The organism is Belliella filtrata, from assembly GCF_022549775.1.
Classification (GTDB): domain Bacteria; phylum Bacteroidota; class Bacteroidia; order Cytophagales; family Cyclobacteriaceae; genus Belliella; species Belliella filtrata.
Genome location: NZ_JAKZGP010000058.1, coordinates 13,759 through 29,920, shown reverse-complemented (window position 1 = coordinate 29,920; position 16,162 = coordinate 13,759). Strand labels below are relative to the sequence as shown.

Here is a 16,162-nt window from a genome sequence, read left to right as displayed (position 1 = left end):
TGCATGTGACTCAGGTTCAGTTATATAGGATTTTTTACGTTCCTTTTGAATAGCCCGAAGATTAATTCTTAAGCATAGTTGTAACAACCTAACAATCAACTTGAAAATTTATGCTCGGAATTGCTGCTAAAACTGACTACAAAGATACATATGGATTTTTTATCGTATCTTTGTAAGACTTTGTCCATAAAGACCGGCTGGTTGTAGGCCGATTCCGAATTATACCCAGCTGACACAGACCGTACAACATCTTTTTCAGCGTAGAACAATTAGCCAAATGGCATTCAAAAATCTTAATTTAATAGAACCGATTCTCAAAGCATTGGCTTTGGAAGGTTATCACACCCCTACGCCTATTCAAAAACAAGCCATTCCTTTGGTCTTGTCAGGCAAAGACTTACTTGGCTGTGCGCAAACAGGGACGGGAAAAACAGCTGCATTCTCCATTCCTATGATTCAATTGCTTCATGAGCAAAAGAAACATAGGTTCGGGATCAAAGCACTTATCCTCACTCCTACGCGCGAACTTGCTATCCAAATAGATGAAAGCTTAGCGGCTTACAGCAGATTTACCTCTTTGAGACACACCGTAATCTTCGGAGGTGTATCTCAAAATCAACAAACCATAGCACTAAAAAAAGGCGTAGACATATTAGTTGCCACGCCAGGAAGGCTTCTAGATTTGATCAATCAGCGATTTATTGACCTCAAACAGTTACAGTTCTTTGTTCTTGATGAGGCCGATAGAATGCTTGACATGGGCTTTATCCATGATGTTAAAAAAGTGATCTCATTGCTTCCTGCAAAAAGGCAAACCCTGTTTTTCTCAGCAACTATGCCACCAGAAATTCAGAAACTTGCTGATACTTTGCTTACCAATCCTTCGAAAGTAGAAGTAACTCCGCCTTCGTCTACTGTTGATAAAATAGATCAAGTGCTTTACTACACTGCAAAGGGTGACAAAATCAAACTTTTGAAACACCTCTTATCCAAAATGGATATTGAATCTGCTCTTGTGTTTACTAGAACAAAGCATGGAGCTGACAGGGTAGTAAAGTTTCTCCAAAGAGACGAGATAGATGCTGCCGCTATTCATGGGAATAAAAGCCAAAATGCTAGGCAAAATGCATTGAAAGGTTTCAAGTCTGGGAGTATCAAGGTGCTCGTAGCCACAGACATTGCAGCAAGAGGTATTGATATTGATGAATTGGCCCATGTTTTCAACTATGATCTCCCAAATATCCCCGAAACATACGTCCACAGAATAGGCCGTACAGGAAGAGCGGGGAACTCAGGGGTTGCCATTTCTATATGTGATGAAGAACAAAGAAAAGAATTGAAGGATATTGAAAAATTGATAGGAAAAACAATACCTGTCGAAGAAGATCATCCCTTTCCTTTTTCGGGCAATATCACACCTGCCATAGAGATCAAAAAAGGTAATTCACAAAAAGGGAAAAGGCCTTCAAACAATAATTTCAAAAGAAGACCAAAAAGAAAGCCTTCCGCTTAGATTTCATATTGAAACCAGCCATGAAACGTGCGTTTGTCGATAATATAAAATCAAAAGTCCCTATACTAGCGTGGCTTCCTGATTACAAGAGAAGCGACCTTCAAGGAGATATCTCGGCCGGAGTAACTGTTGGCATCATGCTGATTCCTCAAGGCATGGCTTATGCCATGCTTGCTGGACTCCCTCCTATTCACGGCTTGTATGCAGCCACCATTCCATTGATATTGTATGCTATATTTGGCACTTCAAGGCAGCTTGCTGTAGGCCCTGTTGCCATGGTTTCACTACTGACAGCTGCTGGAATAGCTGGACTGGATGTAAACTCTGACGAACAATACTTATTTTATGCAATTGCTTTAGCCTTTTTGGTTGGTGCGATTCAGTTTTCAATGGGATTGTTCAAGTTAGGATTCATTGTCAATTTCTTATCTCATCCAGTAATAAATGGCTTCACTTCAGCCGCAGCGATTATCATAGGTTTGAGTCAGGTAAAACACTTGTTTCAAATAGAACTCCCAAGCTCAGAGCATATTCAGGATATCACCCTATCGATTCTTAGAAACATAGGAGATATTCACTGGATCAGTTTTTTGATAGGTGCTCTGGCAATTGTTATTCTAAAATTCGGTAAAAAAATACACAGGAATTTCCCCGCACCACTTTTTGTGGTTTTTCTTGGAATCTGTACAGTTTGGATGCTTGACTTGACCACTGCTGGTGTCAAAGTTGTTGGAGATGTGCCAAGCGGATTCCCCAGCGTAATTGTCCCAAATCTTGACCTTACAACTATCAAAGGTCTATTACCAATTGCCTTTACCATTGCATTGGTTGGATTTGCTGAAAGCTTTGCAATAGCAAAAACCATCCAGTCGAAGCATAAGAATTATAGATTAAAAGGAAACCAAGAACTGTTCGCTTTAGGTTTAGCCAATTTTGGAGCTGCATTTTTTCAAGGCTATGCAGTCACTGGAGGATTTTCTCGTACTGCTGTCAACAATGAAGCAGGAGCTAAAACAAACTTATCTTCTTTGATCAGTGCTGCACTAGTGATTTTAACCCTATTGTTTTTTACAGGATTCTTTTATAACCTACCTCGTTCGATCCTGGCCGCAGTAGTAATGGTTGCCGTCTCTGGACTGATAGACATCAAGGAACCTCTTCATTTATGGAAAAAAGACCGCGTAGATTTTGCTATGCTAGTTGCCACATTCGTGGTTACACTCACCCTTGGGATTGAAGTTGGGATTGTCTCAGGCATGGTTCTTTCTTTAGTTGTAATCATCTATAGGGCATCTAGACCACATATTGCACAGTTGGGCAGGGTGCCTGGCAGTAATGTTTTCAGAAATATCAATCGTTTCGAAAACCTGGATGTAAAAGAAGACTTAATGATCGTAAGAATAGACGGCCCGATCTATTTTGCCAATGTTGAATTCATAAAGGAAAAACTAGACAATTGGATTCTAGATCGGCCAAGCAAAGTAAATATGATCATATTCAACATGGAGTCTGTAACCAATATTGACAGCACTGGTGCGCATGAACTCAATGAATGGATCAATAACTGGAGAAAAATCGGAACTGACGTCTGCATGACAAGTATCAAAGGACCTGTCCGTGATGTTTTGAACAGGTGGGCAATTTTAGAATGCATCGGGGCAGACCATGTGTTTTTGGATGATGTCACGGCAGTTTCTGTCTTCGACCAAAGCATTGATGCATCGATCATTGAAAAATACACCCCATACGCTATCCAAAGTAATTTAGGGAAGGATTGAGGGTTTGAGATTTTAGTCCCAATACCTTGGGATTAGATTTGAGCTCTTAGACCGATCAGGAAACAAGAGGGTGTCGCGTCTCCAACCTCTGGTCTCTGCTCTCCATGACACTCGCTTCTCGTCTCTAATCTCTGGCTTCTAACCTTTCACTTTTCTCCACAAAAACACCGGTAGACCTATAAATACACCTACGATACTAAAGACTAGTCCCCCTATGGTTCCTATGGCTAATGAGAACCAGAAAATTTCATTTTGACCTTCCATGATAAAAGGAATCAAACCAAAGCAAGTTGACATGATGGTCAACATGATAGGAATCGCTTTTCCTGCGGCTGATTTGATCACGTTACGGTTATAATGCTTGGGGTTGTTTGAGACCCTATTATTGAGATCATTGACTATAAATATGGCGGCATTTACTGCTAATCCACCAAGCATCACAAATGCAGCCCAGCCACCTTGATCATAATAGAAATTGCCTAGAGAGAAGATCAAAAACAGGCCAATAAATGACAAAGGAATAATGGCAATGATATAGAAAGGTTGTCTTAAGTTCTCGAACAAAACCGCTGTAATAAAAAACACTCCTACGATTAAGACGGCCATCAAGCCATATTGCCTTTTGGCTTTTCCGTAATCCCAAGACCAAGAATGCTTAGTCGCTGTATAGCCTATAGGCATGGCCAGTTTCATTTCGTCCAGAACTTCCGTCAAGTACTCATCTCCAAATTTCCTTGAACCCATATATTCAAATGCCACAGACCTGATGTATTGCCGGTCTTCTTTATAGAGTGAATTGGTCGTAAACTCTTTGGTTAAAGTTCCAAAATTACTCACCTTAAAGATATTTTCTTCGCCTGTGATTAAGCTTGTTTCCTCAAGGTCAAATTTCGAGAACCTGGAGGCTTGATTCTCTCTTACTACAATCCCATAATTTTTTTCATCTAAAGTAAGCATACCTGAAGTCCCGGTAGGTTTGGACACATCATTAAGTGAATTGATCAGCTGATATTGATTGATCCCACCTAAAGCCAAGCTTGATTGATCCAATCTCAATACAAATTCTTCTGTTTTTGCTTCATTCCAGCTCAATCTTTCATTGGTGTTTACCTCTTGAATTCTTTTATGCTTTAAGAGTTTTTCTGCCAACACTTCAGACTGCCGCTCAAGTTCATCATAGTTGTAACCTTTCATCGTGACTTGAAATGAAGGAATTCCTTCCCCTCCACTTCCAGTATAGAATCCTTGTCCGACTCCATAGATATTCCATCTTGCACCTGACCAATCTGTAGACTTAACAGAAAGTCGTCCTTTGAGCTGATAAGGTAGGGCAGATTTTTCATACGCTTCTTTGAAAGTTATTACAATATTTGCTGACTGTCCAGAATTAACTGAGGTCACAAATTGATCTATACCCTCCACTCCTTTCAAAAAGCCTTCAAACTCCCGCATGATAAAATCCATCTGGTCCAAGGTGTTGCCAAATGGCAGTCCTGCGGTCACGTATAACCTTGTCTTTTCCGCCTCTCGATATCCTGACTTTTCGTAAACTCCCCTGACAAACATCCTCAATGAACCGCCCAAAGCTTTATCAACATAGGGCCTGATTTCTTCTTGATATAAAGTTGAACCGACAGTTTTATTGTACCACTCTTGACCTTCCCATTTCGCTGGTAAAAAGAAAACAGGAATACCAAATAAAAGTATCAGCATCGTCACAAATGTCTTTCTATACCTTGCTGTAAAACCAATCACACGCGTATAGATCACAAAAGCCTTTACCCTTTTTCTCAATTGAGCATACTTCAAGCTCCTGCCTTTGTTCTTATGTGAACCAAAAAGCAACTGATACATCGCTGGGGTAAACAATAAAGCTACCACCAAAGAGACTCCTAGCATGGTAGCCACTACTATGGAAAATTCAGTGAGGTTTTTACGATCTTCTTCCGGCAAAAAGAACACTATCATCAAGGCTGCAATGGTTGTCAATGAAGCTGCTAATAGTGCCAAAAAGACTTTTCTATTCTTATGTTTATGCAAATGATCTATCATGATGATCGCATTGTCCACGATCAACCCAAATGATATCGTCAATCCTGCCAAGGAGTACAAATGAATATCTACCTTGAGGATATACAGGATAATTCCTGTGATGCTCAAATTGACTACGATCCCTAAAAACAGGATGCTTAAGTAACGAAGATTTCTATTGATCAAAAAGATAAAGACGATCAGGATGAGAATAGAAAGTCCAGACCTTTTGTAAATTTTATTCAACTCCTTCTCTAGGTATTCTGTATCATCAGTCTCTAATCGAACTTCAAACCCAGCTGGCAACAAAGGTTTAGCTTCCTCTATTGCTTCTTTGATGCTTTTGGCCAAAAGGACTTTGTTGATACCATCTCTATTGATCACAGATAAGGTGACAGAATTATTCCCATTGATCCGATAATATGAGCTTGCTTCAGCCTCTTGCAAGGTAAGTTTGGCTATATCCCTAAGGTAAACCTCCTTTCCATCCCGTGTTGTGATCAAGAGGTTTTCTATTTGAGACATGTCTCTCAGCGATCGGTCAACCTGGATGAACAGGGTTTCTGCTCTACTATTTGTCAATGCACCAGGAAAAGTTCTTCCAAAAGCACTATTGATAGCTTGCACCACATCTCCACGAGAAAGCTTCAAGGCTTGTAGTTTTTTGATATCATAATCCACAAACAATTGCAAATCAGTAGCTCCTCGAACATTGATTTCTTCGATCTCATCAAATTTATTAAGAGAAGTCTTCAACACATCTTCTGTTATTTTTTTGATTTCGAAAGCAGCAAATGGACCATTGACGCTATATACCAAAATTGGATTTTTGATATCATTTCTCCTCTCTCCCGAATGAGTCACCAAAGGATAGCTCACATTTTCATCTAATGACGGATATACTTGCCTGATGATAGAAGCTACTTCGAACTTCTTAAAATCCATATCCGTCTCTTTATCAAAAGTCAATGTAACGTTACCCCCATTATACCTCGATACAGACTTGATCTTTTTAAGTTCTGCCAATTGGGACAATGCTCCCTCTAGAGGGGATGTAGCAAGCTTTTCTACCAATTCAGGTGAAGATTGACGTACCCCATAGCTTATGGTAAGCACTGGCTCCCTCTCTCGAGGATTGAGGTCGACAGATAGCTTCGGCACCAAGGCAAAACCTATAACTGCTAAAACAATGAATGCTATGATGATTCTAAATGGAGTCATGGCTTACGGATTAGACGATCACAGTTTCTGGATCTTTGATTGAAACTTTACCGCCGATAAACCAATAAGCTAATGGCACAAAATATAGTGCAGTGAATGTACCTATAGTCAAACCGCCAATCACTGAAAACACCAAAGGTCTTTGCAAATCCGCCCCCAGTCCAGCACTAAAAACCACTGGAATAAGTGCAAGAATGGTCGTCACAGATGTCATAAGGATAGGCTTGAGCCTGATTTCCCCAGCTTCAAAAAGAGCTCTATTCAAAATTTCTTTTGCACTAAGGGAGGTCTCTATGGCATATTTTAACCGAAGCCTATTAATCGTATCTATTTTCAAAATGGCATCATTCACCATGATCCCAAGCATAACCACAAGGCCTATAGCTGACATAACATTCAAAGAAGTCCCTGTTATCAAAAGTACAATAAATGCCCCTCCAATCCCTAGTGGTAAGGTAAAGATAACGATAAGTGGCTGGACAAAACTTTCAAACTGTGCTGATAAGATAAAGTAAAGCAAGACAACTGACACCAACAATATCCCTATCAATTGACTGATAGTTTCCTTATCCTTAAAATACTGTCCAAAAAAGCTAACTCCGAGATTTTTATCAGCTCCCCATTGGTTGATTGACTTATCATATTGGGTTGGATTATCAGATGTTAACAAGACAGATTGATATACACCGCCTTTGTCCGCCGTGACAAATTTATAATGATTGACATAATCGAATCGAATAAAATTGCTTATCGCATACTCATTCCCATCTGTACCTGGCACATAATTTTGCCTTAGTATTTGTTCAAAATCATTTCGCTCTCCCTTAATTCTAATAGGGGTAATTTCTCCAAATCTTTTGATCTCTGTGATGGTAAAATTACCAAATAGCTTTTGTACCTGATCCTGAATACTAGAGACTGAAACCCCATAAGTCGTCATTTTGGCAGCATCAAGGCTAAAAACTACAGAAGCTTCCTTTTGAAGGGCTGGCCCCCTATCATAATTTTGAGTTGGAAAGGTCTTTAACCACTCATCCATGCGCTCTTCTTCTACAGGTCTTTTGGTTCCTAAATCTTTCCACCTGACTTCATAGTAAGGCAAATTAGATGCAAATAGTTGATCAAAGGCATTTGGAGCATCCATGATACTTACATTTGCTCCAGGAAAATTTTCAGCCAGCAATCTCCTAAACCTGTCCATGAGTGAGTTTTTCTTTTCCTGTGATTCAAACAGGAAATAAACACTCGCTTGTTGTATGGAATTTTCTCCATCAAAAAGCAAAAACTGTCGAACTCCTATGTCCGATTCTGCTTTGAGATACCCATCTCCTAGCGCTTCCAAGCTACTCAAAAGCCTATCACGATTTTGTTCCACACCTATAGGTTCATTCCAGTCTATTTCCACCAAGGCATCAAATTTCTCGATTGGAGGCAATCCCTGCGAATCCAATAGTTGACTTACCAGCAAAGCAATTGGAATAAATATCAAAAAGATAATAAAACTCAACCCTCTTCTCAAAAATATCACTTGGTAAAGCTTTTTATATCCCTTGAGTACTTTTCCGAAAAGCTTGCTATCTTCTTTTGCAATGTCCTCTACAGGTTTGTTTTTGAAGAAAAAGTGATACAACATTGGCAATAAAATAAATGCCACCAGCAAAGAAACAAATAATATAGCCGCAACAGAAACGGCTTGATCATAAAACAATGCTCCTGATATTCCACTCAAAAATACGAGTGGAATAAATACTGCTAAGGTTGTCAACACAGAACTAATCAAGGCTGACATTACCTCATTGACTCCTTGGACACAGGCCTCGAAGATAGGGAGTCCTTCCTTTCGCTTTCTGGTTATATTATCTAAGACAATGATCGCATTGTCAATAAGCATCCCCAGACCTAATGCCAAACCACTGAGAGAGATGACATTGATAGAGATTTCGAAGAAATAGAATACCAAAAAACTGATAATCAAAGATGAAGGTAAGGAAATTCCAATAATGACAGGAGTTCGGTAATTTCCCATAAAAACGAATAGTACACCAAATGCGAAAAGTCCACCAAACAAAAGTGAAGTTTGGAGATTGCTGATACCGGCGTTCAAAAGCGTAGATTGATCTTGGGTCACATCAAAATCAACTTGAGGGTAATCATTCTTGAAAAACTCCAATGATTCATAGATCAATGGCATCATTTCATTCATTTTGGCAGAGGCTTGCTTGTGCACAGTAATCACCAAGCCTTCTTGCGTCCCGAAATAATGATATCCTAATACATCTTTGTTTTCATATTTTACTTGAGCTACCCTTGCAACATCTACCGTAGTCCCGTTATTGTTTCTGACAGGAAGGCGCATAATATCTTCAGGCGTATCTACTCTTGTGGCCATTCTCAGGTAATACCTAAACTGGCCATCTTCTACACTTATCCCCGGGAGTTCTTCATTCCCATTCCTAATGGCTTGGATCAAATTTTCTTCTGTCATTCCCAAAGCTCTCAAGGCAGACTTGTCTGGAGTGACTGAAATTCCTTTTTCCTTTTTACCATTGATATCTACCAGGGACACACCTTGCAATTGCTCCAGTCGTTTTTTCAGAACATTCTCTGCTAACAAACTGACTTCAGCATAATCTATCCCTGGCTTAGGGACTACTTGTACCCTGATGACAGGTATATCATTGGTATTGATCCTGATGACCTGAGGCCTTACCAGATCAGAGGGAAGGCTATTGGTAATCCTATCTATCTTTTCATTGACATCGATATAAGCCAGTTCCATTTTGGTACCATAATCGAAAGTCAACCTGATCGTACCTACTTCACTTCCTGCTTTGCTATCTACTTCCTCAAGACCATTTAAGGTCATGAGCTCTTCTCTGATATTCGATAATACATTCTGCTCTATAGCCTCAGGGGAAGCATTGGGATAATTCACCTTGATCACAATCTGTGGCACATCTATAGGTGGAAGCAAGGAGATCGGCAATGTTCTAAATACGATGATACTAAATACCATCAATGCCACAAACGTCATCAATACAGCTATGGGTCTGGCTAATAAAAATCTAACCATAGCGCCTATTCTTTTACGATTTGAACTGGAGCTTGGTGTGCAAGCTGTAGGTTATTCGTTGTGATCACAGTACTATTGGCTTCGATTCCTGATAGGATCTCTACCTCCTTTCCGTTATCTTTCCCTACTTCTACATAGTTCCACTTGGATTCATTGTTCTCAATAGTAAAGACTACTGCTCGACTTGACCTATACACCAAAGCTTGTTTTGGAACAACGATACTGTTATTCTGTGGTGCCCTGATGATTGCCCTTGCGTTCATCCCTGGAAGCAATCCCTTGCCAGAATTCACCAAGATACTGACCTGGACAAGGCCATTTTCATCTACTTTGGGATTGATACTTCTTACTGATCCAGCAAAAGGCTCTGTGGAACCCGAAACAGGATAAACTTCAGCTTTCTGACCTATAGAAATATAATTGATATCTGACTCCAGCACTTTCACCTTCAGCTCCAAAGCACCAAGGTTAATGATTTCCATAAATTCTTCACCATTTGACACTAAGCTACCTTTTTTGATTTTCAAGTCTGCTACCCTACCAGAAGTAGGTGCTTTTACCACAGACTTCTCGATATCCATCTGCGCTTCTTTCAAATCAATTTCTGCTGCAAAAAAACCACTCTTGGCTTTGATCTGGTCTTGTATACTACTTTTTCTATCTTCATCTTCTGAACTCATGATAGAGCCAAAGCTCAAAATCTCTGAGTCAAAATTTGCTTGAGCATTCTTCAATTGAATCTGTGCCCTCTCCAACTTAAATTTGGCCTCTGAATCATCCAATCTGGCTAAAACAGCCCCCTTCTCTACTACATCTCCTTCTTTGACTAACAGTTCACTCAAGACACCTTGCCTTTGAATCACAACTTTCACTTGATCTACTGCATCGATTTTGCCCGTGGCATTAATCAAATAATCAAAGGATCGCTGCTCTGCTTTGGCGGTGCGCACAGGAGTGGCAGCTACCTCTCCACGAAATGAATCTTTTGCAATTTCTTCATTTTCTTTTTTCTCTTCTTCACAAGAAAATATACTTCCTATCAGAACAATGGCAATAAAAAACAGTCTACGTTGGTTCATTTGAAAGACGTTAAAGTGTTGGGCTTTCAAATAACTAAATTTTTAAACAATATCAAAATGATGAATTGTTAAAAAATTAAAATTTCTCTTCAAACGGTAAAAACCAATCAAAATAACGTGTAAAAACAATGATTTAATAAATACTACCAAAAATCCTTTCGTCCTGCATATCTATAAGGAGCTCTAAAAGTTCTATACTTGGCCTGACAAACTCCAAAGGCTCTGGATATAGCCTCAGCCTCATACCCTCTGGCTTATTTTCTTGGTAATAATCTATTAATGAAACGATCGTTTCTTGATTTGGAACCTCGAGCCTTACAGGTATCACCCCGTCTCTGATCATATCAAGGGATTTTGCAGCTCCTTTGGATAGATCAATCACCCTTTTGGAGCTTGGAGGCAGTCTGTCGTTCACTTTCACCCAAACTTCTTTGTCATTCTTGAGATTAACTACTCTTAATATCGTCCCAAATGGAAGGTGCTTGTGAGCTGCTGTCATTTCCTCCATATTGTAAACATCTCCATTTGCAGTTTTTCTCATGTGGAACCTTGTCCCATAATAACTAGCCCTTCCCTCTTCAATCAAAAAGGTAGAATCAGCTATACTAACCTCTTCCATTAGCGCAAACTCATCCTGAGCCATTGCCTTGATGAAAGACATCGCTGTAAAAAGACATATGATGAGATAGATTTTTTTCATTTCCGACCTTTGGCAATTTATGTGCCAATTCATGTCAAAATTTAAATATAGACTTGCAATGCTAGCCCTAAGCATCTAACTTTAAATCCATATTGAATTTAAAAACCCGCCGAATATATTATATTTTGCTGAAAACTACACCATTGACTTTTAATTTATGATCAAAATCCTACACACAGCAGATTGGCACTTGGGCAAAAGATTACAGGATTTCTCTAGAATGGAGGAGCAAAAGTTGGTTTTAGAAGAAATTATCCAAATCGCAGATGAACAAGATATTGACCTGGTCTTATTGGCTGGAGACATCTTTGACAGCTTCAACCCCAGCCATGAAGCAGTAGAACTGCTCTACAAAACACTAAGAAGATTGTCAAAAAATGGAGCAAGACCGATTATCGCTATTTCAGGAAATCATGATAGTACTCAGTTTGTCGAAGCTCCAGATCCTCTAGCAAGGGAAATGGGAATATTCTTTTACAGTCGTTATGATTCTGTCATTCCCACAGGAAAGCTGGATAACGGGGTAGAGATTCTCCATTCAGCATCAGGTTTTGTTGAAGTCAAGCTCCCAGCTCACCAGGCACCTATTCGGATTATTTTGGCGCCTTATGCCAATGAAGTTTTGCTCAAAACCTATTTTGGAGAGGAAGATAGAGAAGCAGCCATGCGAAATCTTATGGAGAAAAAGTGGAATGACCTCGCTAACAAGTATTGTGATAGTAATGGTGTAAATCTATTTGTAGGTCATTTTTTCTTCACAAAGGAGGGCGAAAAACCGGAAGTCGAACCCGAAAGTGAACGCCCAATCTTACATGTAGGCGGTACTCAAGCCCTATTCACCTCTAATATACCCCCTCAAATTCAATATGCTGCACTTGGCCATTTGCATCGATATCATACAGTAAGTAAGTCTCCCGTACCAGCTGTATATTCTAGCTCTCCCCTAGCCTATTCGTTTAGCGAAGCAGATCAGGAAAAGAAAGTCATCATCATCCATGCAGAAGCTCAAAAGCCTGTAACATATGAAGCCAAAACACTGGAGTCAGGAAGACCGCTTTATAGAAAAAGGTTCGATAACCTTGCAGAAACATTGGCTTGGCTAGAGGAAAATCCCTATTGCTTTGTGGAGGTCACCTATGCTACCGAAGAATCTATTGATGCGGTCACCAGAAAGGCTATCATGAAAGCGCACGACGGTATTGTAAACTTGATTCCAGATATACTTCGTGTCAAAGGCCAAGAGTCTTTAAGCCTCAAAGTAGAAGACCTCAATAAAGATATGATGAGCCTATTCAGCATGTATTATGAAAGTGAAAAAGGACAAACTCCCAATCAAGCATTGATCGAAATGTTCAAAGAAGTAATCAGCCAAGACTAAGCCCAATGATTCCTATCAAACTCGAAATCCAAGGATTGTATTCATACAAAGAAAAGCAGACGGTTGCTTTTGATCAACTCACTGCCGCGGGGCTTTTTGGCATATTTGGTGCTGTTGGAAGTGGTAAATCCTCTATCCTTGAGGCCATTCTGTTGGCTTTATATGGCAGCACGGAAAGACTTTCAGATCGTGGTGAAAAAAACAGCATGGTCAATCTTCAAAGCGACAGCTTACTCATAAGCTTTGAGTTCAAAGCTGGTCTCAACAATAGCAAGACTTATATCGCCAGATATGAAGCTAAACGTAACTCAAAGAACTTTGAGGACATCCGTCCTGCAGAACACACCTTTTATCTCAAAACATCCGCTGGAATTGAGCCATTGATGATGAGGGGTGAGGATATCGTCGGAATGAAAAAAGAGCACTTCAAGCAAACAGTGATCATTCCTCAAGGTAAATTCAAAGAATTCATAGACCTCAAGCCGAGCCCAAGGGCTGATATGATGAAGGAGCTTTTCGGACTTGAAAGGTTTGATTTGAGTCAAAAGACAGGCTCTCTACTAAAAAAGGTACTTCATGAAAAGACCATTCAACAGACCCATTTGGACATTTTGGCTGAGTATACCGATGAATTGTTAGCAGAAAAAGAAGCCGAAATAAAACGTATTGCAGAGCGGGCAGCTGCATTGGAAAAGGAAGTAGAAAACGCTGAACTTGCCTTTAAAAAACAGGAACAACTTCAAGTCCTCCACCAATCCTTGCAAAATTTTGAGTTAGAATGGGCTGAGCTAAAAGAAAAAGAATCGGCCATAGCCGATAAAAAAGCCATCTACAAGGATTTTCTAAAAGCCAAAACTTATCTCAAACCTGTATGGGATCAGTTAGAGGAAAAAAATAAAGAAATAGAAAAATATCAGGTAAGCATCATAGACTGCGAACAATTCAAGGAGCGCTATGCCGAAGAAATAGCTGAAAAAGAAAAAAAAGAGGCTGAGCTAAAAGAAAAAGCAAATCAAAGGCCCGAGCGTGAATCCAAAATCAGAGACCTCGAAAAACTCAAAGAAATCAAAGAATTCCAACTTCAAATCAAGGATGCAGATAGCCAAATAGGTCTGATTCGTCCAAGATTGGAGAAAAAGATAGAAATACAAAAAGCATTAGAATCCAATATCAACAAGCTGGAGGAGGAATTAGACAAACAACAAATCCCAGACAGCAACCAGCTGGCAAACCTCAAAAGCGCCGTAAAAGATTGGGATAATTGGAATGTGACTATAAAAAATATCGAAGATGAGACTAGTCAGTTAGAAAAATCTAAAATTCTGATTACCCAAGAAATTTCAATACTTCAAAATCAAATCCCCGCTGAAGAACAATCTATTGGCACATGGTTGGAGCGTTTGAAAGGCAACATCAAATTACTTGAGATTGAAAGAGAAAGTTTAAATCAAAAAATTGGTCTTGGAGGACATGTTCATTTGCTAGAAACTGGAAAGCCATGCCCTCTCTGTGGTGCTATAGAGCATCCTAACCCATTAATTGCTAAAGCGCAAAATCTTTCTCTACAAAAGAATGAGGCGCAAATTAAAAAAGACAAACTCAAGCTGGAAGAAGCCTTTGAACAATCTCAAAAAATAACCGAACTGGGCTTTAAGCTAGAGCATATCAACCAACAGCTAGAGGCTAAGCAGAAGGATTTTCAAAAAATAGAAACTCAAATCAAAAACCTAGAGGAAAGCCTAAAAGCTAAAGACTACAAAAACATTGATGAAGTCAGGCATTTTCTTCTGGATACCGAAAGTGCCATATTGAAAGTAGAAACTCAAAACCGACAACTGAAAGATTGGAGAAAGCAATGGCAAGCAGATAAGACCGATCTAGAGACCGAAGAGCAAAAACTCCGTACCATGGAACAGCGGCTACTGACGCTTCATACCATGCAGGACTCCAAAAGAAGTGACATCAAAGATTGGAATTTTTGTCAACCTTTCATTGACAAAGATGCTGAGAAAATCGTGCAGACAATTCAAAAAGTTCAGTATGATATAGACCTGACAGCAGACCTACTGAATGGTATTCAAAAAAGCCTGTTGGAAATCAGCAACAAGCAAGCCACCAATGCTGCAAACCTAGAAATGTATAGCAATGCTTTGTCTGACACAAAAAAGAAGATAAAAGCACTCCAAGATCAATTTGAGACACTCAAAATAACATACGGTTTCGAAAATGAAGAGAAGTTGATTCAGCTTTTTCATCATTCTTTGGATGCAGAAAAGGTCGAAATCGAAATCAAAAACTATGAGCAGCGGGTACATCTGGTTCAATCGAGAATAGATGAAATCCGCAAAACAGAAGGCATCAATCAGTTCAGCCAAGAAGCTTTTGAGGAACTAAAAATCTCTCTAAGCGAGAAAAACAAAGCTGTAGAAGATATCAAAAAACAATTCACGCTAATCGACAGGTCTATCAAAGAGACTCTAGAGAAATTAAAGGAAAAGAAAAAGATACTTGCAACTTTCGAAACAATAGAGCAAAGAGAAAGCAATCTTAGAGAACTTGATAGGCTTTTCAAAGGAAGTGGTTTTGTGAAATATGTAAGTTCAATTTATCTCAAAGAGCTTTGCAATACCGCTAATATACGCTTCAACAAGCTCACCAAAAACAGCATGAGCATGGAAATAGATGAGGACAATACTTTTTGGGTTGTGGATTATCTAAACGGAGGCAAGAGAAGGTTGCTTAAAACCCTCTCTGGGGGACAGACATTCCAAGCCTCACTTTGTTTAGCCTTGGCCTTGGCCGAAAAAATCAAATCACTAAACCAGGCCGATCAAAGCTTCTTCTTCCTCGATGAAGGTTTTGGAGCCTTGGATAGAAATTCGCTGCGTGTAGTCTTCGAAACGCTTAAAGCGCTAAGACATGAAAACCGAATCGTGGGTATCATCTCTCATGTAGAAGAACTCCAACAAGAGATTGAAGTATTCGCGAAAGTTGAACTCGATGCTGAGAAAGGAAGCCAAGTAGGATATTCCTATTAGATTAATAGGTTTACCAGTAAACTAATACTATAAGGAATTTCCATGATTTAGACATTAGTGAGTATTGGATAGTAATAGATATTGGATTCTACCAGGCGGACGAGTATTAAAAAATAACTTGTTCCATTTTTATGGAATTGATCCAGAATTAATCTTTTTAGGTTGAATTACTTCGGGTGAAAACAGACCAAAAATATAAATTTATTAATAGATTTTTTTGACTAAAAAGTAGAAATCAAAGAAGCCTACGTGATATTCTAGCGACTTAATACAAGTGGCGGGGATATCAAGTAGGCTCTATATTAAACTGGAGAACTCCCCCTGATTTGCGAGATTTTTTATCAAGGTCTC

General features: G+C 39.4%; 8 protein-coding genes. 4 read left to right on the top strand and 4 right to left on the bottom strand.

The features are described 5' to 3' along the window. Positions 1-277 precede the first annotated feature (277 nt). Positions 278-1,513, top strand: a complete 1,236-nt coding sequence (locus tag MM239_RS17005; RefSeq protein WP_241349454.1) for a DEAD/DEAH box helicase — start codon at positions 278-280, stop codon at positions 1,511-1,513. Between the two features lie 20 nt (positions 1,514-1,533). Beyond that, entirely contained in the window at positions 1,534-3,291 is a 1,758-nt protein-coding gene (locus tag MM239_RS17000) for a SulP family inorganic anion transporter (RefSeq protein ID WP_241349453.1), read from the top strand. Positions 3,292-3,429: 138 nt separating this feature from the next. On the opposite strand, the gene MM239_RS16995 is transcribed toward MM239_RS17000, so the two are convergent. From MM239_RS16995 to MM239_RS16980, 4 genes are all read right to left on the bottom strand, one after another. Beyond that, positions 3,430-6,543: an efflux RND transporter permease subunit gene (locus MM239_RS16995; RefSeq protein ID WP_241349452.1), complete on the bottom strand. Its 3,114-nt coding sequence runs from the start codon at positions 6,541-6,543 to the stop codon at positions 3,430-3,432. Between the two features lie 10 nt (positions 6,544-6,553). Next, positions 6,554-9,616, bottom strand: a complete 3,063-nt coding sequence (locus tag MM239_RS16990) for an efflux RND transporter permease subunit (protein ID WP_241349451.1) — start codon at positions 9,614-9,616, stop codon at positions 6,554-6,556. Between the two features lie 5 nt (positions 9,617-9,621). Beyond that, positions 9,622-10,695, bottom strand: a complete 1,074-nt coding sequence (locus MM239_RS16985; protein WP_241349450.1) for an efflux RND transporter periplasmic adaptor subunit — start codon at positions 10,693-10,695, stop codon at positions 9,622-9,624. A gap of 133 nt (positions 10,696-10,828) precedes the next feature. Continuing rightward, on the bottom strand, positions 10,829-11,395 hold the full coding sequence (locus MM239_RS16980) for a septal ring lytic transglycosylase RlpA family protein (protein WP_241349449.1): 567 nt from the start codon (positions 11,393-11,395) through the stop codon (positions 10,829-10,831). Between the two features lie 157 nt (positions 11,396-11,552). Here MM239_RS16980 and MM239_RS16975 point away from each other — a divergent pair, with 157 nt between their 5' ends. Both MM239_RS16975 and MM239_RS16970 read left to right on the top strand, forming a co-directional pair. Beyond that, a complete protein-coding gene (locus tag MM239_RS16975; protein WP_241349448.1) occupies positions 11,553-12,773 on the top strand; it encodes a metallophosphoesterase family protein in 1,221 nt (406 codons plus the stop codon). Positions 12,774-12,778: 5 nt separating this feature from the next. Next, positions 12,779-15,811: an AAA family ATPase gene (locus tag MM239_RS16970; RefSeq protein WP_241349447.1), complete on the top strand. Its 3,033-nt coding sequence runs from the start codon at positions 12,779-12,781 to the stop codon at positions 15,809-15,811. Positions 15,812-16,162 lie beyond the last annotated feature (351 nt).